Genomic DNA, 21,134 nt, shown 5'->3' on the forward strand with positions numbered 1-21,134 from the left:
AAAGGAAACAAAATTAGCAGCAAAATCTTTATTTGATGTTTTAATTTTATTTTGAAAAAGGAAATGCTTATTTTTGCAAACTAATTTAATAAAAGTTCTTACAAGGTGGTAAATAGAAGACACATTCGCGTTAAAGTCATGCAGTCCATTTATGCAATGCATCAAAACGGTTCTGATAATCTAGAAAAAGAAGAAAAATTCCTTTTTTACAGTATCGACAATATTCAAGATTTATACCTTACAATGATTTCTTCCTTGACGGAAATATGTAAAAAAGAATCCGAATTTTTACATAAATCAAGTCTTAAGCATCTTGCAACTCCTGAGGAGCGTAAACCCAACGAAAAATTTATTAAGAACGACATCTTTCAAATTCTTGCCGAAAACAATTCTCTTAGCATTGCTATGGAAACGCGTAAGATTGACGCTTGGACTTTAAATGATGATTATATTTTGTTGTTGCTTAATGCTATAAAAGCAAGTAAGTTTTATGCAGATTACATGAGCAACCCAGAATCTTCTTTTGAAGAAGACAGGCAGCTTATTGTGGACTTGTTTATGGAAGTAATTGTACCTAATGAAAAATTGTACGAATACTTAGAAGACGACAAACTAACTTGGATTGATGATATACCATTGGTAAACACTCAAATCATTAAGCAGTTAAAAGCGATGAAACCTATCATGGATGATAACTTTAGTGTGCCTAAAGTGTACAAGGATAGTGAGGATAAAGCGTTTGTTAAAGATTTGTTTAGAAAGACAATTTTGAATGAAGCAGAGCTTGCAAAAGAGTTTGTTGATAAAACACCAAACTGGGATAGCGACAGGATTGCTGAGGTAGATACTATCATCCTTAAAATGGCTATTTGTGAGTTTTTAAAATTCCCTTCAATTCCAGTAAAAGTGACGCTAAATGAATATTTAGAACTAGCTAAGGAGTATTCTACACCAAAAAGTAGTATTTTTATCAACGGAATTCTTGATAATTTAGTTAAAGAACTAGAAGTCAGTAAAAAATTAAATAAAACCGGTCGCGGTTTAATGTAACACTAATAATAAAAAAAGAATTAAAAATTATGGAACAGTTAACTCAATTTGCACCTTTCTTATTAATGTTTGTAGTGATCTATTTCTTTATGATCAGACCACAACAGAAAAAAGCTAAGAACGAAAAAGAATTTGAAAGCACTTTAAAAGTAGGAGATAGAATCATTACTAAAAGTGGACTCCATGGTAAAGTTTCAGAGCTTGCAGATACTACAGTTGTAATTGAAACAATGTCTGGGAAATTAAAAATGGAGCGTTCTGCAATTTCTATGGAAATGAGCGCTACACTTGCTAAAAAATAATATTTTTTTAAGGTTATAAAAAGTCCCATTCGGAATGTAATTCTGAATGGGACTTTTTTTTGCAATTAAAAAAGGGAAATCACTTTTTGCTTTTTTTCTTTTTCTTGCTCTTTTTTGCTTTTGCCTTGGCTTTTTTGTTTTTAAGCTTCGATTTTAATTTCGTTTTCTTGGCTTTGTCTTTTTTAGCTTTCTTAGCTTTCGATTTTTTTTCTTTTGCTTTTTGTTTGGCTATTTCTTTACCAATCAGTTTTTTTAGTTTTTCCTTCTCTTTTTTTGCCGTCTTTTTCAGCTTAGCTTTTTCCTCTTTCTTTTCATCCTTGTTATCTTCCGGGACTGGTTCTTTCTTAACTTCAATTGGCTTTTTCTCCTTAGTTGCTTCTTTGGTGGCTTTAGGAATGACATCAGCAGTTGGTTTATCAACTGCTGGTTTTTTAGATTTGGCAGGGGCCACCTTTTTATTGGCGTCCGAAGCTGCCGGAGTTTTTACTTCTGTTTTTTTTTCATCCATGATCGTCTATTCGTTTAGTTTTAATAGCAGGACTCTTTTTACCGTGGTCTAAATGATCTGATAAACAAGTCGTTAGTAAATATAGTAAATAATGCGACACGATAATGTTAAGCTTTTGCCTATGGATTTGATTGGTGTAAAAAGCAGAAGTAGCAAATATTGATAGGCCGTACAACTTAAAAAAGCCCCGTTTTCACGGGGCTTTTTTAAGTTGTACTTATCATTCAAACCAATTTTTTGTAGGATCAATGGTTTTATTTTTTCCATTCTGCTAAGTTTGGTTTGATCTCTTTTGGTATCTTCAATGTGTTGCTGCTGCAATATTGGCGATAGCTTGTAAGCTAACAGCTTGTTTTCGTCGACTCTTCTTTTGACGAAAAACGCCATTGTCGTAAAGCTTTAGTAACACCTTCTTGTGCATTTACTAATATCTTTTTTTCATCTTTAAGGAAAACGCCATTAAAAAATCAAATTCCAAAATAACTTTTAAATCTCCGATACCAAATACGTTCTTGTCATTTAAAACATAAACAGGACCTCCCCATTTTGTGGTTTCTATAAGTGCTGTCTTAGCAATAATAGATTTCAACAGAATCAATTCTGCGGTCCAATTATTTTTTCTTCTTTGATTTGCTTTCCTCTAATCCAAAGTTAGGCATTGAAGTCAGTTCAGCTATTTTCACAATAACGTTAACTGCTTTTTGCATGCTTTCAACAGGAACGTATTCGTATTTTCCATGAAAATTATGTCCGCCCGCAAAAATATTAGGACAAGGTAATCCCATATACGATAATTGACAGCCATCAGTACCACCACGAATGGGTTTGATTAATGGTTTAATGTTTAATTCTTTCATCGCTTTTTCGGCAATGTCAACAATGTATTTTACAGGAACGACCTTTTCTTTCATGTTGTAATACTGGTCGTTGATTTCAGCTATTGCAATATCTTCACCAAATTGTTTCGCAAATTTCTTATTGATTTTACGGACAATTTTTTCAACTTTGTCTTTTCGTTTTTCGAATTTAATCTTATTGTGGTCTCTGATTATCAATTCTAAAACAGTTTCTTCGATACTTCCAGTTAAATGAGTCACATGGAAAAAACCTTCGTACCCTTTTGTCTCCTGAGGTGTTTCATCTGCAGGCAATGCATTCATAAAATCATTGGCAATTAACATGGAGTTAATCATCTTTCCTTTAGCATAACCTGGGTGTACACTTTTTCCTTTGAAAGTAATTTTGGCTCCAGCCGCATTAAAATTCTCATATTCTAATTCCCCTACTTGACTTCCGTCCATAGTGTAGGCCCAGTCAGCTCCAAATTTTTCTACATCAAAATGGTGTGCTCCACGACCAATTTCTTCGTCAGGTGTGAAACCAATTCTGATTTTTCCGTGTTTGATTTCTGGATGGTTGATTAGGTATTCCATTGCTGTAACAATCTCCGTAATTCCAGCTTTGTCATCAGCACCTAATAGAGTAGTTCCATCAGTTGTGATTAATGTTTGTCCTTTGTATTGTAATAAATCTTTGAAATAGCTAGGAGATAGAACGATGTTTTGCTCCGCATTTAGAACGATGTCTTCACCGTTATAATTTGGGATAATTTGAGGTTTTACATTCGCTCCTAAAAAATCAGGAGAAGTGTCAAAATGCGATACAAATCCAATTGTTGGAACTTCATGATCTACATTGCTTGGTAATGTAGCCATGATATAAGATTTGTCATCTATAGTCACATCCTGCATTCCTATTTTTTTTAGCTCTTCAACCAATTGATTGGCTAAGACCCATTGTTTTGCTGTACTTGGTGTTGTTTCTGAGTTGGGATCTGATTCCGTGTCAACAGTAACGTAGCTGATGAAACGATCTATAATATGTTGCATAAAGTATTTTTATAATGAACTACAAATATAAGGTTTATTTAGAAATTAGGGTTCAAAACTCCCATTTAGAGTAGTGATTCCACTAATAAACAGTAATTACTTTAATGCATCATTTGCGCTCCCTCTTTATAGGAATTGGCTTTGCCGTAATGCATGACTTTTACTTTTGTTTTTCCGTTGGGACGAATAGTAAGTAGAAATAGGAAATCATACTCTTGATCTTCAATAGTTGGTATTGGTCTTTTAGCTCCCAGGGCTTCAATCATTTCTAAAACGGTATTAGAATGACCTACCACTAAGGCATTTTTTCCTTTGTTTTCTGTAAGGATAGTTACAGCCGCGGCTGTTAAGTTTTTGGCATCATATATTTTAATTTCCTTTTTATGAGCTTCTGCCGTGGGGCTTGCAGTAGATTGGGTACGCTTATAATTTGTACTGTATATGGCATTTAAGGACTCTTTTTCTAATTTTTTGGCAAGCGCAATGGCTCTTTCGTTTCCATTTCCTGTCAGTAACGGATTGTTTTCTTTTGGATCGGTGGTGATTTTTTCGGCATGGCGAACTAAATAAATGCGTGTTGGTTTTTCTGCTTGCGCAAAAAGGCCAATGGTCAGAAATAATAGTAAGAAGCTGCAGTAGTTTTTCATGTGTTTTAATATTGATTTCATTGGCTAATTTATAAATAAATAATGATTCTTTCTTTTTCTTTTAGTACGGTCTGGTACCATTGTTTTTTATTTAAAGATGTTCTGGCTTCAAGTTTGCTGTTTTCTAAAGCATTTCGAAAAGGGAATTGGTTGTTATTTTTCATCTTTGGATAGCTTTATAGTCAATCCTTACTTTGCGGGAATTGCGGCATTTCTAGGACTTACTATTATTGATAATGTGTTTTACTGCTTGGCGTTTTCCGGAAATAAAGTGATTGAAAAGCTAAAAAATAAAATCTGTAAAAAAACGCAAGATAGCTATGTCAAAGGTTTACATGGACATCCTGTTCGAACGTTAGTAATACTGAGTCTTATTCCTGAAATTAGATTTTTCAGGCCTATTTTTGCAGTTGTATTTTGCGTAAAGTGGAGCTTGTTTTTCTTAGTAAATGGACTAGGGCCATTATTTTTGTAATTCTGTACGTCGCTGCCGAAATGCTGTTTTATAACAGTTTACAATATCTTTTAAACGAACTTGAAATTATAAGGCATTCCATTTTTATAGTATTTATGGGAATTGTCACGGTAGTCGTTTTTTTAGATTTAGGAAAAAAGGAAAAGATGAAAATGAAATTTCGGAATAGTCTTTTGCCAAATAAAATGATTTATAAATTTAGTTTCCAAATATTTATTTATCGACCAGATAATTCTATTTTTGCAGTACACAACAAAACACTCATGTATAAATTAGTTATTCGTCCCATTCTTTTTTGGTTTGATCCAGAAAAAGTGCACTATTTTACTTTTTCCCTGATTCGATTTTTATCTAAAATTCCTGGATTCTCTACTCTATTTAAATCGCGATATGAAGTCAATGACAAACGATTAGAAACCGAAGTGTTTGGGTTGAAGTTCAAAAATCCAGTAGGGCTTGCCGCGGGTTTTGATAAAGATGCCAAATTGTATAAAGAATTGTCCAACTTTGGTTTTGGGTTTATAGAAATAGGAACGCTTACGCCAAAAGGACAGGAAGGAAATCCAAAAAAACGTTTGTTCCGTTTAAAAGCAGACTCGGCTATTATTAACCGAATGGGGTTTAATAATGGAGGAGTTTTAGAAGCGGTGGAACGACTTAAAGAAAACACTGATGTGTTAATTGGAGGAAATATTGGAAAAAATAAGCTGACGCCAAACGAAGATGCGACCTTGGATTACGAAATTTGTTTTGATGCCTTGTTTGATTATGTTGATTATTTTGTGGTGAATGTTAGTTCGCCTAATACGCCTAATCTTCGTGCATTGCAAGACAAAGAACCATTAACGCAACTGCTGCAAACTTTACAAAATAAGAATTTGGCAAAGCCAAAACAGAAACCCATATTGCTGAAAATTGCTCCTGATTTGACTGATGAACAATTACTAGACATTATAGCTATTGTGAAGGAAACGCAAATTGCAGGCGTTATAGCTACTAATACTACTATTTCTCGTGAAGGTTTGCAATCTGAAAATAAAACAGAAATGGGAGGATTGTCAGGAAAGCCATTAACAAGCCGCTCTACTGAAGTAATTCGTTTTCTGTCTCAAAAAAGTAATAAGGCTTTTCCAATAATTGGAGTGGGAGGCATTCATTCAGCAGATGATGCTATAGAAAAACTCGAAGCAGGTGCTAGTTTAATACAATTGTACACTGGTTTTATCTATGAAGGACCCGCTTTGGTGAAAGCCATAAACAAAAAGATACTAAGCCGCATGTAAGAGTGGTTGGTTTACACTATTATCAAAATGCGTAATTCTTCATTGAGAATTACGCATTTTTATTTCCTGTAAAATTTTATAATCTTAGTCTTTGCTACTTTCCAAGTTTTATTATCTTTGAAAATATATGGAGCCAATTAAAATTATAGAATGTCCACGTGATGCCATGCAAGGGATTAAGCCATTCATTCCCACCGAAAGAAAAGTAGCGTACATTCAATCTTTATTGAGAGTAGGTTTTGATTCGATCGATTTTGGAAGCTTTGTGTCTCCAAAAGCAATTCCGCAAATGCAGGATACCGCTGCTGTCTTGGCACAATTGGATTTATCACAAACTAGAAGTAAACTACTGGCTATTATTGCTAATACAAGAGGAGCGAAAATGGCTTCTGAGCATGCTGAAATTCAGTATTTAGGATATCCTTTTTCGATATCCGAGAATTTTCAGATGCGAAATACTCACAAAACCATCGCCGAGTCGTTAATTACTTTGGAAGAAATTCTGGAAATTGCTGATAAAACAAACAAGGAAGTAGTGGCTTATTTGTCTATGGGTTTTGGCAATCCGTATGGAGACCCTTGGAATGTAGATATTGTAGGAGAGTGGACCGAAAAACTATCAAACATGGGAGTGAAAATTTTGTCGCTTTCGGATACTGTTGGTAGCTCTACTCCAGATGTAATCAGTTATTTGTTTTCTAATTTGATTCCAAAATATCCAGAAATTGAGTTTGGAGCCCATTTACATACGACACCAGATAAATGGTTTGAAAAAATAGATGCTGCTTATAATGCAGGTTGCCGCCGTTATGATGGCGCCATTCAAGGATTTGGAGGTTGTCCTATGGCTAAAGACGATTTAACCGGTAATATGCCAACAGAGAAGTTGTTATCTTATTTTACCGCTAATAAAGTAATTACAAATCTGAACCCATTAAGTTTTGAAAGTGCTTATAATGAAGCTTCTAAGTTGTTTAGGGAGTTTCACTAAAACATACTAAATGATGAAATTGTTGTAATAGTGTATAAATGTAATAATAAGTTAACAACTGCATCGTTGTTATTACAATGAATACTTTATTTTTGCTGCTTACACTTTTAGTATGAATCAAAACCAAACCAATAAAATTTTTGGAATATTGCTGCTGGTAATGCTTTCTTTTTCATGTAGCAGTGATTTAGATTTCGATCAAGTAAACGACTTAAAATTAGAGCCTGTTTTTATTGCAAACCTGACCTCCTTTGAAATTCCTGCAAGTCAATTTGTGGTGAATGGAGTGGAGCAGAATGTTGCTTTTGATGCGCAGGATTTTGATATCTTTAGAGATTCTTTTTTTCGAAATAGGTTAACACGAGCCGACTTCTTTTTTGAAATAAACAATACTATTACTAGGTCTTACAGTCTTGATATCCAATTGTTAGATGGAAATGACCAGTTACTTTACACTATTCATTTTGATGTTCCTGCTTATTCAGGAACCGAAAAATTAATAACCCAAACAGAAATTTTTGAAAATGCTAACCTTGATTTATTAAAAAGTTCTAAGAGAATGGGTTTTGTTATAAAAATGGGTGCCGGTTCTGCATTGAATGCGAATAGTCCAGGGAGTTTAAAACTACGTTCAAGTGCAACTGCTTATCTAGTGGTAGAATGAGAAAAGTATATCTGTTTTTGATGGTATTTATATCCGTTGGTTGTTGGTCTCAAAACAAGCAAATTTTATATAATTTTACGGCAGTTCCTCAATCTTTAATGACTAATCCGGGTGCTGATGTTAGCTATAAATTTTATTTTGGTGTTCCTTTATTATCGGGTATTTCTGTAAATGCGGGAACGACTAGTTTTTCAGCGTATGATTTATTTGCTGATAACGGAGTGGATTTTAACACGAAACTCCGCGATGTGGTATATAACTCTTCGCGAAATGACAAGGTAGCTATCAATGAGCAGATTGAGCTGTTCAGCGGCGGATTTAAATTAGGTGATTGGATGGAAAATAAGGGATATATTTCATTCGGAATGTATCAGGAATTTGATTTCATGATGTTTATGCCTAAGGATATTGCTTTACTTGCTTTGGACGGAAATAGGGATTACCTAGATAAATCATTTAACTTAGGAGATTTAAGTTTAAGAGCAGAGATGCTTTCAGTATTGCATGTGGGTTTCCATAAAAATGTAACTGATCGACTAGTTCTTGGGGGAAGAGCTAAACTTTATTCGAGTTCCTTTAACGCAACTTCGACTAAAAATTCAGGATATATCTATACTATTCCGGCCCAAAACACAGTTTATGAGCAAGTTATTTACTCCGATTTGCAACTGAATACTTCCGGAATTTCAGAATATATTGCTGAAGATTATGAAGGGGACGCAGCTGGTGATATTAGAAAGAAGGCACTATTTGGAGCAGATTTAGGGCTTGGATTTGATTTGGGACTAACTTATTATCCTAAAAAGAACATTCAGTTTACAGCCAGTATTCTAGATGTAGGATTTGTAAAACACAGTAAAGATGTTGAAACGTTTACCTACAAAGGCTATTATAAATATGAAGGTATAAATCCGAGTTTTAATAGTACTAACTCTCCTAATGATGTATATCAGGAGTTTAAAGAAGCAATTCCGCGAGATACGATTTACAGCGCTTACAAGACTTGGAGACCTATAAAATTCAACAGTTCTTATCAATATTCTTTTAATGATTCAAGAGGAGGAGTAGACTGTAGTTGTACCGTATCGGAATCAGAATATAAGAACGCAGTAGGAGGACAGTTATTTGTAATGACGACTCCTAGAGCACCTATGATGGCATTAACAGGATATTATAGAAGGAATTTACTCGATAAGTTACAAATGAAAGCAACGTACACGGTAGATTCTTATTCGTATAAAAATATTGGTTTAGGACTATCAAGTACGTTAGGTAAATTCAATGTATATCTGATGGCTGACAATCTTTTAGAATATCGGGATTTGGCAAAAGCCAATAGTCTATTCTTTCAGTTTGGATTTAATTTTATTTTTAAAGACAGTGATTCGCCATACTAAGAGTGTTTTTTGCGTTAGAGGATAAACCTCGTAACTGATAAAAAATAAACGATATCTAATAGCTCGGAGTAGTGTAAAATTAGAGTATTTTTGTCGGTTTTTAAAACCTTGTCCTTTCACTTTTTTAAATCAAAATAATTTGCTATATTTGCACGCAATTCAACTACAAATTGCAACATGATAGCACATAACTCCAAGATTATCGGCGAAGGTTTAACATACGATGATGTATTATTAGTTCCTAACTACTCTAATGTGCTTCCTCGAGAGGTAAGTATCCAAACAAAATTTTCAAGAAATATAACGCTTAATGTTCCTATTGTATCCGCAGCTATGGATACTGTTACTGAAAGTGCTATGGCAATTGCTATGGCTCAAGAAGGTGGAATAGGTGTTTTGCATAAAAATATGACAATCGAGCAACAAGCTGCCAAAGTACGTAAAGTAAAACGTGCGGAGTCAGGTATGATTATCGATCCTGTTACTTTACCGCTTACTTCTACAGTAGCGGACGCTAAAAATGCGATGAAAGAATACGGAATTGGCGGTATTCCAATTATTGATGCAGACCACCGATTGAAAGGAATTGTAACCAATAGAGATCTGCGTTTTGAGAAAAACAATGCAAGACCTATTATTGAGATAATGACGAGTGAAAATTTGGTTACCGTTGCCGAAGGAACTTCATTAGAACAAGCCGAAGTAGTTTTACAAGGGCATAAAATCGAGAAACTTCCGGTTATCAATAAAGAAGGTAAATTAGTGGGATTAATCACTTTTAGAGATATCACTAAATTAACTCAAAAACCAATTGCTAATAAAGATGTTTATGGACGTTTGCGTGTAGCAGCTGCGATTGGTGTTACAGGTGATGCAGTAGAAAGAGCGTCAGCCTTAGTAAATGCAGGTGTTGATGCTATCATCATTGATACAGCTCACGGGCATACTCAAGGTGTGATAAATACACTGAAAGAAGTAAAAGCTAAATTTCCTCAAATAGATGTTATCGTAGGTAATATCGCTACTCCTGAAGCGGCAAAATTCCTAGTTGAAAATGGTGCTGATGGTGTAAAAGTAGGAATTGGACCTGGTTCAATTTGTACAACACGTATCGTGGCTGGTGTTGGTTTTCCACAATTTTCTGCAGTTCTAGAAGTTGCAGCAGCATTAAAAGGGACAGGAGTTCCGGTAATTGCTGATGGAGGAATTCGTTACACAGGAGATATTCCTAAAGCAATTGCTGCAGGTGCTGATTGTGTAATGCTAGGTTCACTTCTTGCAGGTACTAAAGAATCTCCTGGAGAAACTATTATTTTTGAAGGAAGAAAATTTAAATCCTACCGCGGAATGGGATCTGTGGAAGCGATGGAAGGTGGTTCTAAAGACCGTTATTTCCAAGATGTAGAAGATGATGTAAAGAAACTAGTTCCCGAAGGAATTGTAGGTCGTGTACCTTACAAAGGAGAATTAAACGAAAGTATGCTTCAGTTTATTGGAGGTCTACGTGCAGGAATGGGATACTGTGGTTCTAAAGATATTCCAACCTTACAGGAGACAGGTCGTTTTGTTCGCATCACGGCAAGTGGTATCAACGAAAGTCACCCGCATAATGTAACCATTACAAAAGAATCTCCAAATTACTCGAGATAAGTAAGAAAAGGGCATAGAATATAATTTAAAAGCAGTCTAGAGTGTTACCACTTTAGACTGCTTTTTTTATGATGATAATCTTTGTTTTATTACTTGCGGCTGTTTCGGAAGATGCGTTCTTATTTGGTATCAATTATATTTTTTATTTTGCCATCGTTGTCAATAACTTCAATTTTCCAATTCCGTTTTTATCAATAATAGATTTGCAATTTAGGTTTTCCATTTTCATCATATAGAAATAACCCTGAATTATTTTCTTTACTGCGTCCTACAAAAAACCTCCTTTTTGAACCTTCTTTATTCCAAAGTTCATCCATTTTTTCGTCACGCTCTTTTTGGTTTTCAATTTTTTCAAGCTCTTTAAACTTATCGTTCCGTTCTACTATATTAGAGCCAACCGGAAATTCATTTATAATTTATTCAATTCCCTATTTTCCAGCGGTTAAAAGTATTTTATTCTGCAGAATTTCAAACTATTATTGTGTAGACAGTTGTGACAATTAGTGATTCTACGATACTAAAACTAATGTGTTTGCGCTACAAGAGCAGTACAGACTCTTTAAGTTCGAATAAGAATCGAAAATATAAATTTTGGATTTAGAATTACAATTATGGAGTGTTGTTTGTCCACAGGATGTGAGTTTCTTATGGACGGGTTGAAACCCCGAATCATTGCAAGGCATGAAGGTGTCAAAATGATATTTCAGTAGATAATGCTAGGATTAGAGTAGGGAAACAAGCGTACTCCGTCGGTTTCTAGCGGAGTTGTCTAGTCGATTTGGAATTGTTTTTATTTTATTTCGCTCGCATCAACAGAGTATTTTAGTTGTAATAGATTCTTGTTTTTACACAAGAAATATTCTTTATTTTTATTGTTTTGCCTACTTTTTTCAATAGCCCTGTTTCTAAGTTTCTTTTGAAAACAACAACATTTTGGGTGATTACGTTCGTGACAATTATAAAGTTCCCCGTTTCGTTAATTGCAAATGTTCTGGGGTGTCTCCCTAATGAAGATTGATAACCAATAAGTTTTAAGAACCCATTTTTTAAAATTGCATAAATGGCAATGTTATTTTCATTTCCTCGATTTGTTGCGTACAAAAATTTGCCGTCTGGAGAAATATGAATATCAGCGCTTTCAAAACCATCTTTTAAATTTTGAGAATGAGTTTCAATTCTTTGGATTCTTTTAAGTTCGGTTTTTTCGTAGCTAAATGCACAAATCATTCCTGAGATTTCCTCAATGCAATAGGCGAAATTTCCATTTGGACTAAAGGTAAAATGTCTTGGCCCACTTCCTAATTCGGTATTTATGACACTTGATTTTTCCGTTTTCAGCGGTTCTTTTTGAGAATTGTCAAAGGGATAAACTCTTATTTTGTCAGCGCCTAAATCTGTCAGAAAAAGACAGTCGAATTCTGGAGAGAAAACAGCAGAATGTATATGTGATTTTTCCTGTCTTTTTGGTACGATGCTTCCTTCTGTGAATTCGATGTTTTGCGCTATTGAATCAATTGCGCCGTTTTCTAAAATTGGATATACAGAAACACTTCCGCCCGTATAATTCCCATTTACTAACCATTTTCCGTTTTTGTGAACGTTTAAATAAACGGGATTTTCGCCTCCACTATTTGGGCTGTTTATGAAAGTTAATGCTTTTTTTTTCTGAGTCAAATTTAAAAGCACTAACACTTCCTGAATTTGGAATCTTACTTTCGGTACAGGCATAAATGTACTTTCCGTTTGGAGAAATGGTTAAGTACGATGGATTTAAAACGTCTTTAATAGCAGTAACTTTGGTGAGTTTTCCATTTACAGTATCTAAATGATACACATAAATTCCTTCGGTTGCTTTGTCCCAATTATAGGAGCCAAAAAAAACATATTCTTTTTGAGAGTAGAGATTTAGACAAAATAGTAAGGTGATTATTAAGCTGAATTTATCTGCTTTCATTTACATTTCAGGATTATTTTTAATACAAAAAACGATAGACTATAAGTTTGCATACGGTGATAAAATAGAAATTACCAAAGCATAAAAACTACTCTTTAAAGAACTGGTTTAATCTCTTTTTGTCACCTACGACCCATAATACATCATCTTTTTCTAATATTAAATTAGATTCCGGATTCAGCAAACGTTTTCCACCACGCTCGATACCCACGACCATTCCGTTCGTTCTTTCTCGTATTTTTGACTGACTGATGCTTTTCCCAACAAACTCGTCTCTTTTTAATTCCAGTTGTTGCAATACAATTTCAGTTTTCTTAATGTTTTTTGCCGGTTCAAATTCGTGTAGGTGCAAGTAGTTATCAAACTCTTTTACCTGAGCATCAGAACCAATGACGCAAATCTCATCACCTGGAAAAAGACGCTCTGTCTTAGCGGGGATTTTGATGATTATTTCCCCTCTTTTGATAAAAGCAATGTTAATTCCCATTTGCTCCCGTATGCGTAATTCTTCCAGTGTTTTACCTGCAATATTAGATTCTTTCGCTATTTCAAATGTAGTCATGTGACCATCCCAGGGTGTTAAACTGGCATAGCGTCTCTTTATTTTTACCTCGTCTCTCGTATTAAGGTTCTTCAAGAAATGGCTTTCGATTTTATGATATTGACGATGTAAATGCTTTGGAAAAAAGAAGTAGATAGTGACAGCCGCAAGCAAAGCAAAAAAGGCAATTATTGGTGAGAAGAAGATGTTCAATAAAAATCCAATATAGAATAACGCTAATCCCATCCTGAAGAAAATCATCATCATTATTGGTCCTCTATACTTTCGTTCCTTAAATAATGTTTCGACTTCTTTTACCGCAACACGTCTAAGGGCTAAAGCCCATAAGAAAGGAGCGATGATAACAATCGTTATTAACGCAGCAATTGGATTCCCAAATTTATAATCTTCAACTAATGGTAAAAGGTATTTAGAAGACAGCAGGATGATTGCAGTTATAATTATAGTATGAATTATAATTTGAGACATATATGCTCTTAGCACGATTTGCCAAGTACTTACAGATCGAATTGCTTGTGCATTCGCACTGTATCGCGCTATTCTTTTTACCCATCTTCGCGGTAATTTTTTCTCTAAATACTCGGAGAAAGGGACCGCCATTTTTACCATAAATGGAGTTGTAAAAGTAGTCACCGCAGAAACGGCAACGACAATAGGGTATAAGAAGTCGCTAGTAACATTTAGTGACATTCCTAGTGTGGCGATGATAAAGGAGAACTCTCCAATTTGTGCCAATGTCATTCCTATTTGTATCGATTGTTTTAAAGGCTGCCCTGATATTAAGGCTCCAATAATAGAACTAGTAGATTGACCAAAAATAACAACCAAGGTAAGTATCGCTACCGGCCAGGCATGAGTGTACAAAGTAGCAGGATCGATTAGCATACCAACCGACACAAAAAAGACCGCCGCAAATAAATCTTTTACCGGTTTTACCAAGTGTTCGATATGTTCGGCCTGCGTGGTTTCGGCAATGATAGAACCCATTATAAAGGCACCCAAGGCTGGAGAAAAACCAACATTTGCCGCTAAAATTACCATCATTAAACACAAAGCCAGCGAAATAATCAACATCATTTCATCTGTCAATAGCGGTTTTGCTTTCTTTAATAGTGTAGGAATGAAGAAAATACCACCCACAAACCATGCCGTCAGGAAGAATGCTAATTTCAGTACAGACTGCAATAATTCCATTCCAGAAAACTGCTGGCTTGCCGCAACTGTCGAGAGTAAAACCATCATTAAAATAGCTACAATGTCCTGAACAATAAGCGACCCAATAACGATACCGGCAAATTTTTGAGATTTTACACCCAGTTCGTCAAAGGTTTTTAAAATAATTGTCGTCGAGGATATGGAGAGGATTACCCCAAGAAAAATACTGTCCATCTGTCGCCAGCCCATCCATTGCCCCACTAAGTAACCTACGATGACCATCGTAATAATTTGGGTCATGGCATTGATAGAGGCGGTTCCACCCACTTTCATCAGTTTCTTAAAACTAAATTCAAGTCCTAAGCTGAACAGTAAAAAGATTACACCAATTTCTGCCCAGACCTCGACACTTTTAACATCAGATACAGACGGGAAAAAATCAAAATGCGTTCCCGCTAGAAAACCGGCGATTAAATACCCTAGAACTAAGGGTTGTTTTAATTTTTTAAAGATTAAAACCGCTATTCCAGCAGTCATTAAGATTAATCCTAAGTCACTTATTAAAGGTTCTAAATGGTGTGATGCCTCAGCAACTGTTGCTACAGTACTCATATTTTATTTTTTTTAGGAGCTATTTCCAGCCTTTCGTTTCAAGCTTTTGTCTAAAAGCCTTTTTTATTAGGCATTTGCAGGAGCTTCCTTTGGTCGCTCGGCAATTTGCCATAAAAATAGTTTTTATACTGCAAGGCTTTCCATTGCAGTCTGGGCTAGACTTCTGCCGTTCCTCTTGTCAATCCGTTTTAATCATACGGTTGGCAAAAAAAAAAGCTATCGTTTAAAGATAGCTTTTTTTGTAGTTATTTTATTTAAAATAGCAGCTGCCCAATTTATTTTTGTGAAATTCAAAAAAATATAAAGTAACAATTTACTATTTTCTTGTAATGGTATTAGATTCCTACGAAATTACTTGGTGTAATTTGCATTAACTCGGCTCTCACTTCTTCCGTCACATCTAATGTGGCAATGAACCCATGAATTGCTTTTTTATCAATCGCTTCATTCGTTCTTGTTAAGCCTTTTAATGCTTCATAAGGATTAGGGTATCCTTCACGACGTAAAATGGTTTGAATTGCCTCAGCAACTACAGCCCAGTTTTTTTCTAAATCTTCGTGGAATTTTGGCTCGTTCAATAACAATTTATTCAACCCTTTCAATGTTGCTTCAAATGCGATGATGGTATGACCTATTGGTACACCTACATTTCTTAACACCGTACTGTCAGTTAAATCACGTTGCAGTCTTGATAATGGCAATTTAGCCGAAAGGTGTTCGAAAATAGCATTTGCTATCCCTAAATTTCCTTCAGAGTTTTCAAAATCAATCGGATTTACCTTGTGTGGCATCGCTGATGACCCTATTTCTCCTGCTTTTATTTTTTGTTTGAAATATTCCATAGAAACATACGTCCAAATGTCTCTGTCTAAATCTATGATAATAGTATTGATTCTTTTTAAAGCATCAAAAAAGGCTGCAAAATGATCGTAATGTTCAATTTGTGTTGTTGGGAAAGAGTGGTGTAAACCTAAAACATCTTCAACAAACTTACCACCAAATTTTCTCCAGTCAATTTGTGGATATGCCACATGGTGTGCGTTGTAATTTCCTGTTGCTCCGCCAAATTTAGCAGCGAATGGGATATTAAATAACAAACGCATTTGCTCTTCTAAACGTTCCACAAAAACACCAATTTCTTTACCTAAACGAGTAGGAGAGGCCGGTTGTCCGTGTGTACGTGCTAGCATTGGAATGGCTGCCCATTCGACACTTAAATCTTTCAATTTTGAAGTCAAAGTAATTAGCGAAGGCATGTATACTTTTTCGAATGCCTCTTTTGTAGAAAGAGGAATTGCTGTATTGTTAATGTCTTGTGAAGTCAATCCAAAATGGATGAACTCTTTATATTGCGATAAGCCTAATTTTTCAAAAGCGTCTTTGATAAAGTACTCTACCGCTTTTACATCGTGGTTCGTTACTTTCTCTGTTTCTTTAATCCAAAGTGCATCTTCAGTAGAAAAGTTTTTATAGATATTTCTTAAGGTATCAAAAAGATCAGGATTTACGCCTGAAAGCTGTGGCAAAGGAACTTCGCACAAAGCAATGAAATATTCAATTTCAACTAGTACGCGGTACTTGATTAATGCTTCTTCCGAGAAAAAAGGAGCCAAAGAAAGAGTTTTGTTTCTATATCGTCCGTCAATTGGAGAAATAGCATTCAATTCGTTTAAAGTAGTCATTGTTGTGTTGTTTGTTCGAAAGGCACAAATATAAACCTTTAAAGGCAATTTCGAAAATGATTATTTTTTAAATAAGGTCAACAAGTGCCTTTTTTAATAATTTCATTCCTTCAGAAGCGACTTCGGGAATTACATGGAGTTGATTTCGCAAATTCGGAATTTTTATCGGTTTTGGATCTATGTAATAAATAGGAGTTTTAGAATTTGTAAAGTCTATTAATCCCGCTGCTGGATATACTTGTAATGAAGTGCCAATAACGGCAAAATAATCGGCAGTTTCCGTAATATTAATTGCTTCTTCTAGAGCGGGAACTTCCTCTCCAAACCAAACAATGTGAGGCCGTAATTGATTTTGATTGTTGTCTAAATCACCAAAATTCAAATCTTCTGTCCAATCCAGAATGTAATTTACGTTTTTTGTACTTCGCACTTTTAGTAATTCGCCATGCAAATGCAGTACATTAGTGCTTCCTGCGCGTTCGTGTAAATCATCTACATTTTGCGTGATAATTTGCACCTCAAAATCCAGTTCTAATTCAGCCAAAATATGATGTGCTAAATTAGGTTGCACCTCTTTAAGCTGTTTTCGTCTTTGATTGTAAAAATCAAGAACCAAAGCTGGGTTTTTATTCCATCCTTCGGGTGTGGCGACATCTTGAACATTGTGTCCTTCCCAAAGGCCATCGCTGTCGCGAAAAGTTTTTATACCACTTTCGGCACTGATTCCCGCTCCGGTTAAAACCACTAATTTCTTTTTCATTTGATTTATCTTCTTATTTACGAATTTATGATTTTATTGGAATGTATTTTCTAAATTTGGGTTAAAATTACTTTTTAAAAGAAGCTAAATGAAAAAAATTTATTTCCTTTTCCTATTTATAAGTGCTTCGGTTTTATATTCCCAAAACACTAATTCTTCTTTTAATGCGGTAAAATTTAAAGCTGATTCTTTAGATTTAAATTTCAACCATTTTGAAGCAAATAAAATATCTTTTGATTTTTCGAAACTAGAAAGCCCGTTTTCTCTTTATAATCCTATGCCTGGATTAAATGCTTTTAACATTAATTCTCGGAATTATTATTCTATGGACAATACAAATCGTTTACTAGGTAACGAAATGAAGAACTATAAGAAAGACCCCATTTTTCCAGAAGTTAAAAAAGAAACTTTAGGCGAAGCTATTTTTTCAGGGATTATTGATTCAATTTTTGACTAGTAAAACCTCTTCTTTTTACTATTTTTGCCAAAAAAACTTCACAATGATTGATGTCGATTACCTTAATTTCCTTGAAAACATCCTTACTGACAACCGCAAAGAGAAATTTCTAAAAGTACTAGCAAACAGAACCAATCATTTTACTATTGCTGTCGAAGACATTTTTCAGATGCATAATACGAGTGCGGTGATGCGCAGTTGTGAAGTTTTTGGGATACAAGAACTCAATGTTATTGAGCAACGCTACGGGAAAAGTATCGATAAAGAAATAGCAATGGGCGCTCAAAAGTGGGTCGATATCAATACCTATGATAGTATAACGGACTGTGTAGACACTTTGAAAAATAAAGGCTACCAAATCATCGCTACAACACCGCATGATAACGATTGCTTGATGGACGATTTTGATATTACAAAACCAAGTGCTTTGTTCTTTGGGACGGAGAGAGATGGATTGTCTGAGGAAATTTTACAGCGTGCCGATGGTTTTCTTAAAATCCCGATGGTGGGTTTTACGGAGAGTTTGAATATCTCTGTTTCGGCGGCAATTATCATTCAAAACCTGACGAATCGATTGCGGAATTCTGATATTGATTGGCATTTATCCGAAGAAGAAATTTTAGTAAAGCGTTTAGCTTGGGCAAAGAACTCCATTAAAGATATCAAACGAATAGAGGAGAGATATTTTTTAGAAAATAACAAAACTGCTTTATAAGCCGTAAAGTAATTTTACGCGGTCTATGTCGATAGGAGTCTCAGATGGAATTTCTAAGAAATAATCCAATTGCCATTTTTGGGTTTTCTGTGCTTGCGTATTGTTTGCCTGATCCCAAGGAGGATATACTCGAATTGCTCGCTTGCCTTCCTTTTTGCTTGTTGTTATCACGTCTCGTTCACACAGCACCGATTTTGGAAATACAAATTGACCCAGACAATTGTCTTTCCTCGTGTTAATAATAACTAGATCAATTGGATCTGTGAGGTCAAAAGGTTGAATCGGGCCTTGGTCAATTCTTTTCCACAACGTAACAAATTGACCTGTTTTAGTTGGAGTTGTTTTTGCGTTTCTAAATGTAATGGAAACGCCGTTTAGTTGAAAAGTGGCAGCTCCATACTCAGTACTTTCGACTTCTTTTACTAACGAAGTAAATTTAAAACCACAGGGATCATAAATAAGTTCCTTTATGATCAACAAATCTTTATAAATTGTAGGAGAGGTTTTCAAAGCTATTTGATTTTAATAAGTTTCAAATATAAAAAAATCCGCAACTACGTTGTAGACTAAAGTCTCTAAATTTTTTCCCGCTTCGCAAAGTCTCCTGACTTTGCGAAATTTTAAAAATGTTCTTATGAAATAAAAGCGTCACTAAGTCTCCTGACTTTATTTTAATGTTGTTGATTATACTTTGTAAATGCGTTAGGATCCAAAACGTCAACAACAGGATTAGTCGCTTTTTCTATTAGTATTAATCCCTCATCATTTACATAATTAGTAGCACTTGAATAAATGTAACGAGATACTTTTTCGACAATTCTTGCTCTAACAGGGTTAAGATGGATATAATCTAACTTTGACCACATAAATGGATTGTCTTGGCTTTTAATAATAACGTTTTATGTAAAAGTCAGGAGACTTTTAAGACGATTTCATTTATATTAAAACAGTAAAATTGCGCAAAGTCAGAGACGTTTGCGCAGCAGCTACACTTTGCGGAGCTGTGGATAATAATTTATTTTCTTAAAGTATTTAGCGATTAATTAAAAAGACTTTAAAAAAAAGTAATAATAAACAAATAATATGACAACCATATTGCTATAAAAAATAGCCCAAAATATAAATTGTTTAAATTTTTACTTAAGTCCTTTTTAATAAAAAGTCGATACAAAATCCAACCTATGAAAACAATTGTTAAACCTATTGCTACCCATCCCATATATTAATTATTTTTATGATTAATTCTTAATTTAGTCTAATTTTCCCCGCTTCGCAAAGTCCCCGCTTCGCAAAGTCTCCTGACTTTGCGAAATTTTAAAAATGTTCTTATGAAATAAAAGCGTCACTAAGTCTCCTGACTTTATTTTAATGTTGTTGATTATACTTTGTAAATGCGTTAGGATCCAAAACGTCAACAACAGGATTAGTCGCTTTTTCTATTAGTATTAGTCCCTCATCATTTACATAATTAGTGGCACTTGAATACATGTAATGAGATGCTTTTTCGACAATTCTTGCTCTGACAGGGTTAAGATGGATATAATCTAACTTTGACCACATAAATGGATTGTCTTGGCTTTTAATAATAACGTTTTATGTAAAAGTCAGGAGACTTTTAAGACGATTTCGTTTATAATAAAACAGTAAAATTGCGCAAAGTCAGATACATTTGCGCAGCAGCTACACTTTGCTGAGCGGGGGAAGCAGGAAATCTATGTTTTAATAGACCGCGTTACAAACGCTACGATTTGATTTCTAGTTTAAGTAGGTTGTCGTCGCAGAGTAATTATTATTATTATTAATTCTCCAATTGAGATATTAATTCGCTAACATTCTCTTGAGTGTATTTGCCACTTTTTATTTTAAAGTCACCTTTTTTATTTAGAATAGCTACTCCCGAACACGTTTTGTCCCTTGGAAAAAAAGTCGAACGAATAATTTCATCTTCATCGATGTTGATGATTTTGCTGTTTTTTATTTGTTTCCTTCCCGTACAGTCTGAATAGACTAATTTTATTTTAATTTTTTCAGAATCGAAATTTTTGTAAAAATCATTCCAGTAGGCAACAGTAGTTTCTTCTATTGTGCTGGTAGCTGATGACTTTAAAGGCATTATGAAATTTATTATTAAGATAGTACCATCATGCCAATCAAGTTTTTGTGCAATAGACTTTTTTTCAGTTGTTGTTAGTTTGACAAATCTTGGAATAGAGTTTTGTGCGGTTGATTTTAGACCTAAAGCTATAATTAGTATTAAAATATATTTTTTCATTTTTTTTTAAGTTAATAGTTATTATAGGTGATTTCTTAAAATTGTGTACTCCGCTTCGCAAAGTCTCCTGACTTTGCGAAATTTTAAAAATGTTCTTATGAAATAAAAC

General features: G+C 34.6%; 23 protein-coding genes. 10 read left to right on the forward strand and 13 right to left on the reverse strand.

All coding sequences use genetic code 11. The features are described 5' to 3' along the window. Positions 1-138: 138 nt before the first annotated feature. A complete protein-coding gene (gene nusB / locus QO200_RS02845; RefSeq protein WP_371536489.1) occupies positions 139-1,050 on the forward strand; it encodes a transcription antitermination factor NusB in 912 nt (303 codons plus the stop codon). Between the two features lie 29 nt (positions 1,051-1,079). Then, entirely contained in the window at positions 1,080-1,352 is a 273-nt protein-coding gene (gene yajC / locus QO200_RS02850; RefSeq protein WP_371536087.1) for a preprotein translocase subunit YajC, read from the forward strand. Positions 1,353-1,431: 79 nt separating this feature from the next. Here yajC and QO200_RS02855 read toward each other — a convergent pair whose 3' ends face one another. The 4 genes from QO200_RS02855 to QO200_RS02870 all read right to left on the reverse strand — a co-directional run bounded on the left by QO200_RS02855 (position 1,432) and on the right by QO200_RS02870 (position 4,417). Next, complete coding sequence (locus QO200_RS02855; protein ID WP_371536090.1) at positions 1,432-1,860, reverse strand: hypothetical protein; 429 nt, start codon at positions 1,858-1,860, stop codon at positions 1,432-1,434. Between the two features lie 424 nt (positions 1,861-2,284). Beyond that, the gene (locus QO200_RS02860; protein ID WP_371536093.1) at positions 2,285-2,449 is read right to left on the reverse strand and encodes a hypothetical protein; all 165 of its coding nucleotides are present in this window, start codon (positions 2,447-2,449) and stop codon (positions 2,285-2,287) included. Positions 2,450-2,471: 22 nt separating this feature from the next. Further along, positions 2,472-3,749 carry a peptidase T gene (pepT, locus tag QO200_RS02865; RefSeq protein WP_371536096.1) on the reverse strand — a complete coding sequence of 426 codons (1,278 nt, stop codon included), beginning with the start codon at positions 3,747-3,749 and terminating at the stop codon, positions 2,472-2,474. Between the two features lie 101 nt (positions 3,750-3,850). Further along, positions 3,851-4,417 carry a histidine phosphatase family protein gene (locus QO200_RS02870; RefSeq protein WP_371536098.1) on the reverse strand — a complete coding sequence of 189 codons (567 nt, stop codon included), beginning with the start codon at positions 4,415-4,417 and terminating at the stop codon, positions 3,851-3,853. Positions 4,418-4,493: 76 nt separating this feature from the next. On the opposite strand from QO200_RS02870, the gene QO200_RS02875 reads away from it, so the two are divergent. The 6 genes from QO200_RS02875 (at position 4,494) to guaB (ending at position 10,856) form a co-directional block, all read left to right on the forward strand. Next, positions 4,494-4,871, forward strand: coding sequence for a hypothetical protein (locus tag QO200_RS02875; protein ID WP_371536101.1), 378 nt, complete (start codon positions 4,494-4,496; stop codon positions 4,869-4,871). A 263-nt stretch (positions 4,872-5,134) separates the two neighbouring features. Next, the gene (locus tag QO200_RS02880; protein ID WP_371536103.1) at positions 5,135-6,154 is read left to right on the forward strand and encodes a quinone-dependent dihydroorotate dehydrogenase; all 1,020 of its coding nucleotides are present in this window, start codon (positions 5,135-5,137) and stop codon (positions 6,152-6,154) included. A gap of 127 nt (positions 6,155-6,281) precedes the next feature. Next, positions 6,282-7,145: a hydroxymethylglutaryl-CoA lyase gene (locus QO200_RS02885; RefSeq protein WP_371536106.1), complete on the forward strand. Its 864-nt coding sequence runs from the start codon at positions 6,282-6,284 to the stop codon at positions 7,143-7,145. Between the two features lie 112 nt (positions 7,146-7,257). After that, on the forward strand, positions 7,258-7,809 hold the full coding sequence (locus tag QO200_RS02890) for a hypothetical protein (RefSeq protein WP_371536109.1): 552 nt from the start codon (positions 7,258-7,260) through the stop codon (positions 7,807-7,809). Continuing rightward, the gene (locus tag QO200_RS02895) at positions 7,806-9,206 is read left to right on the forward strand and encodes a DUF5723 family protein (RefSeq protein ID WP_371536112.1); all 1,401 of its coding nucleotides are present in this window, start codon (positions 7,806-7,808) and stop codon (positions 9,204-9,206) included. Before QO200_RS02890 ends, QO200_RS02895 begins: the two co-directional genes overlap by 4 nt. Positions 9,207-9,383: 177 nt before the next feature. After that, positions 9,384-10,856 (forward strand): IMP dehydrogenase, encoded by a 1,473-nt coding sequence (gene guaB, locus QO200_RS02900; protein ID WP_371536115.1) that lies wholly within the window; start codon positions 9,384-9,386, stop codon positions 10,854-10,856. Positions 10,857-11,678: 822 nt separating this feature from the next. Here the strand turns inward: guaB and QO200_RS02905 are convergent. The 5 genes from QO200_RS02905 to QO200_RS02925 all read right to left on the reverse strand — a co-directional run bounded on the left by QO200_RS02905 (position 11,679) and on the right by QO200_RS02925 (position 17,581). Continuing rightward, the gene (locus QO200_RS02905) at positions 11,679-12,530 is read right to left on the reverse strand and encodes a lactonase family protein (RefSeq protein WP_371536118.1); all 852 of its coding nucleotides are present in this window, start codon (positions 12,528-12,530) and stop codon (positions 11,679-11,681) included. After that, positions 12,484-12,810 (reverse strand): lactonase family protein, encoded by a 327-nt coding sequence (locus tag QO200_RS02910; RefSeq protein ID WP_371536120.1) that lies wholly within the window; start codon positions 12,808-12,810, stop codon positions 12,484-12,486. The genes QO200_RS02905 and QO200_RS02910 overlap by 47 nt, the downstream gene beginning before the upstream one ends. An 88-nt stretch (positions 12,811-12,898) precedes the next feature. Next, positions 12,899-15,139: a cation:proton antiporter gene (locus QO200_RS02915; protein WP_371536122.1), complete on the reverse strand. Its 2,241-nt coding sequence runs from the start codon at positions 15,137-15,139 to the stop codon at positions 12,899-12,901. A 335-nt stretch (positions 15,140-15,474) separates the two neighbouring features. Further along, positions 15,475-16,821: an adenylosuccinate lyase gene (gene purB / locus QO200_RS02920; protein ID WP_371536125.1), complete on the reverse strand. Its 1,347-nt coding sequence runs from the start codon at positions 16,819-16,821 to the stop codon at positions 15,475-15,477. A gap of 67 nt (positions 16,822-16,888) precedes the next feature. After that, positions 16,889-17,581, reverse strand: coding sequence for an NAD-dependent deacylase (locus tag QO200_RS02925; RefSeq protein WP_371536128.1), 693 nt, complete (start codon positions 17,579-17,581; stop codon positions 16,889-16,891). Positions 17,582-17,669: 88 nt separating this feature from the next. On the opposite strand from QO200_RS02925, the gene QO200_RS02930 reads away from it, so the two are divergent. Together QO200_RS02930 and QO200_RS02935 are read left to right on the forward strand one after the other, a co-directional pair. Continuing rightward, positions 17,670-18,038: a hypothetical protein gene (locus tag QO200_RS02930; RefSeq protein ID WP_371536131.1), complete on the forward strand. Its 369-nt coding sequence runs from the start codon at positions 17,670-17,672 to the stop codon at positions 18,036-18,038. 43 nt (positions 18,039-18,081) lie between these two features. After that, positions 18,082-18,753: a TrmH family RNA methyltransferase gene (locus QO200_RS02935; protein ID WP_371536134.1), complete on the forward strand. Its 672-nt coding sequence runs from the start codon at positions 18,082-18,084 to the stop codon at positions 18,751-18,753. Here QO200_RS02935 and QO200_RS02940 read toward each other — a convergent pair. From QO200_RS02940 to QO200_RS02955, 4 genes are all read right to left on the reverse strand, one after another. After that, a complete protein-coding gene (locus tag QO200_RS02940; RefSeq protein WP_371536137.1) occupies positions 18,748-19,263 on the reverse strand; it encodes a MepB family protein in 516 nt (171 codons plus the stop codon). The genes QO200_RS02935 and QO200_RS02940 overlap by 6 nt on opposite strands. A 161-nt stretch (positions 19,264-19,424) precedes the next feature. Further along, on the reverse strand, positions 19,425-19,619 hold the full coding sequence (locus tag QO200_RS02945) for a hypothetical protein (protein WP_371536140.1): 195 nt from the start codon (positions 19,617-19,619) through the stop codon (positions 19,425-19,427). Between the two features lie 499 nt (positions 19,620-20,118). Beyond that, entirely contained in the window at positions 20,119-20,313 is a 195-nt protein-coding gene (locus QO200_RS02950; protein WP_371536143.1) for a hypothetical protein, read from the reverse strand. A gap of 238 nt (positions 20,314-20,551) precedes the next feature. Further along, positions 20,552-21,025 carry a hypothetical protein gene (locus tag QO200_RS02955; protein WP_371536146.1) on the reverse strand — a complete coding sequence of 158 codons (474 nt, stop codon included), beginning with the start codon at positions 21,023-21,025 and terminating at the stop codon, positions 20,552-20,554. Positions 21,026-21,134: the final 109 nt, after the last annotated feature.

Origin of the sequence: Flavobacterium sp. Arc3 (assembly GCF_041431375.1) — a bacterium.
Taxonomy (GTDB): Bacteria; Bacteroidota; Bacteroidia; order Flavobacteriales; family Flavobacteriaceae; genus Flavobacterium.

Excerpts from the sequence above, each read along its gene's own strand:
- nusB (WP_371536489.1), top strand. The coding sequence starts at position 139 with ATGCAGTCCATTTATGCAATGCATCAAAACGGTTCTGATAATCTAGAA.
- QO200_RS02855 (WP_371536090.1), bottom strand. The coding sequence starts at position 1,860 with ATGGATGAAAAAAAAACAGAAGTAAAAACTCCGGCAGCTTCGGACGCC.
- yajC (WP_371536087.1), top strand. The coding sequence starts at position 1,080 with ATGGAACAGTTAACTCAATTTGCACCTTTCTTATTAATGTTTGTAGTG.
- QO200_RS02910 (WP_371536120.1), bottom strand. The coding sequence starts at position 12,810 with ATGAAAGCAGATAAATTCAGCTTAATAATCACCTTACTATTTTGTCTA.
- QO200_RS02870 (WP_371536098.1), bottom strand. The coding sequence starts at position 4,417 with ATGAAATCAATATTAAAACACATGAAAAACTACTGCAGCTTCTTACTA.
- QO200_RS02950 (WP_371536143.1), bottom strand. The coding sequence starts at position 20,313 with ATGTGGTCAAAGTTAGATTATATCCATCTTAACCCTGTCAGAGCAAGA.
- QO200_RS02880 (WP_371536103.1), top strand. The coding sequence starts at position 5,135 with ATGTATAAATTAGTTATTCGTCCCATTCTTTTTTGGTTTGATCCAGAA.
- QO200_RS02875 (WP_371536101.1), top strand. The coding sequence starts at position 4,494 with ATGTTCTGGCTTCAAGTTTGCTGTTTTCTAAAGCATTTCGAAAAGGGA.
- QO200_RS02895 (WP_371536112.1), top strand. The coding sequence starts at position 7,806 with ATGAGAAAAGTATATCTGTTTTTGATGGTATTTATATCCGTTGGTTGT.
- QO200_RS02955 (WP_371536146.1), bottom strand. The coding sequence starts at position 21,025 with ATGAAAAAATATATTTTAATACTAATTATAGCTTTAGGTCTAAAATCA.
- QO200_RS02890 (WP_371536109.1), top strand. The coding sequence starts at position 7,258 with ATGAATCAAAACCAAACCAATAAAATTTTTGGAATATTGCTGCTGGTA.
- guaB (WP_371536115.1), top strand. The coding sequence starts at position 9,384 with ATGATAGCACATAACTCCAAGATTATCGGCGAAGGTTTAACATACGAT.
- QO200_RS02925 (WP_371536128.1), bottom strand. The coding sequence starts at position 17,581 with ATGAAAAAGAAATTAGTGGTTTTAACCGGAGCGGGAATCAGTGCCGAA.
- QO200_RS02935 (WP_371536134.1), top strand. The coding sequence starts at position 18,082 with ATGATTGATGTCGATTACCTTAATTTCCTTGAAAACATCCTTACTGAC.
- QO200_RS02885 (WP_371536106.1), top strand. The coding sequence starts at position 6,282 with ATGGAGCCAATTAAAATTATAGAATGTCCACGTGATGCCATGCAAGGG.
- QO200_RS02945 (WP_371536140.1), bottom strand. The coding sequence starts at position 19,619 with ATGTGGTCAAAGTTAGATTATATCCATCTTAACCCTGTTAGAGCAAGA.
- QO200_RS02915 (WP_371536122.1), bottom strand. The coding sequence starts at position 15,139 with ATGAGTACTGTAGCAACAGTTGCTGAGGCATCACACCATTTAGAACCT.
- purB (WP_371536125.1), bottom strand. The coding sequence starts at position 16,821 with ATGACTACTTTAAACGAATTGAATGCTATTTCTCCAATTGACGGACGA.
- pepT (WP_371536096.1), bottom strand. The coding sequence starts at position 3,749 with ATGCAACATATTATAGATCGTTTCATCAGCTACGTTACTGTTGACACG.
- QO200_RS02930 (WP_371536131.1), top strand. The coding sequence starts at position 17,670 with ATGAAAAAAATTTATTTCCTTTTCCTATTTATAAGTGCTTCGGTTTTA.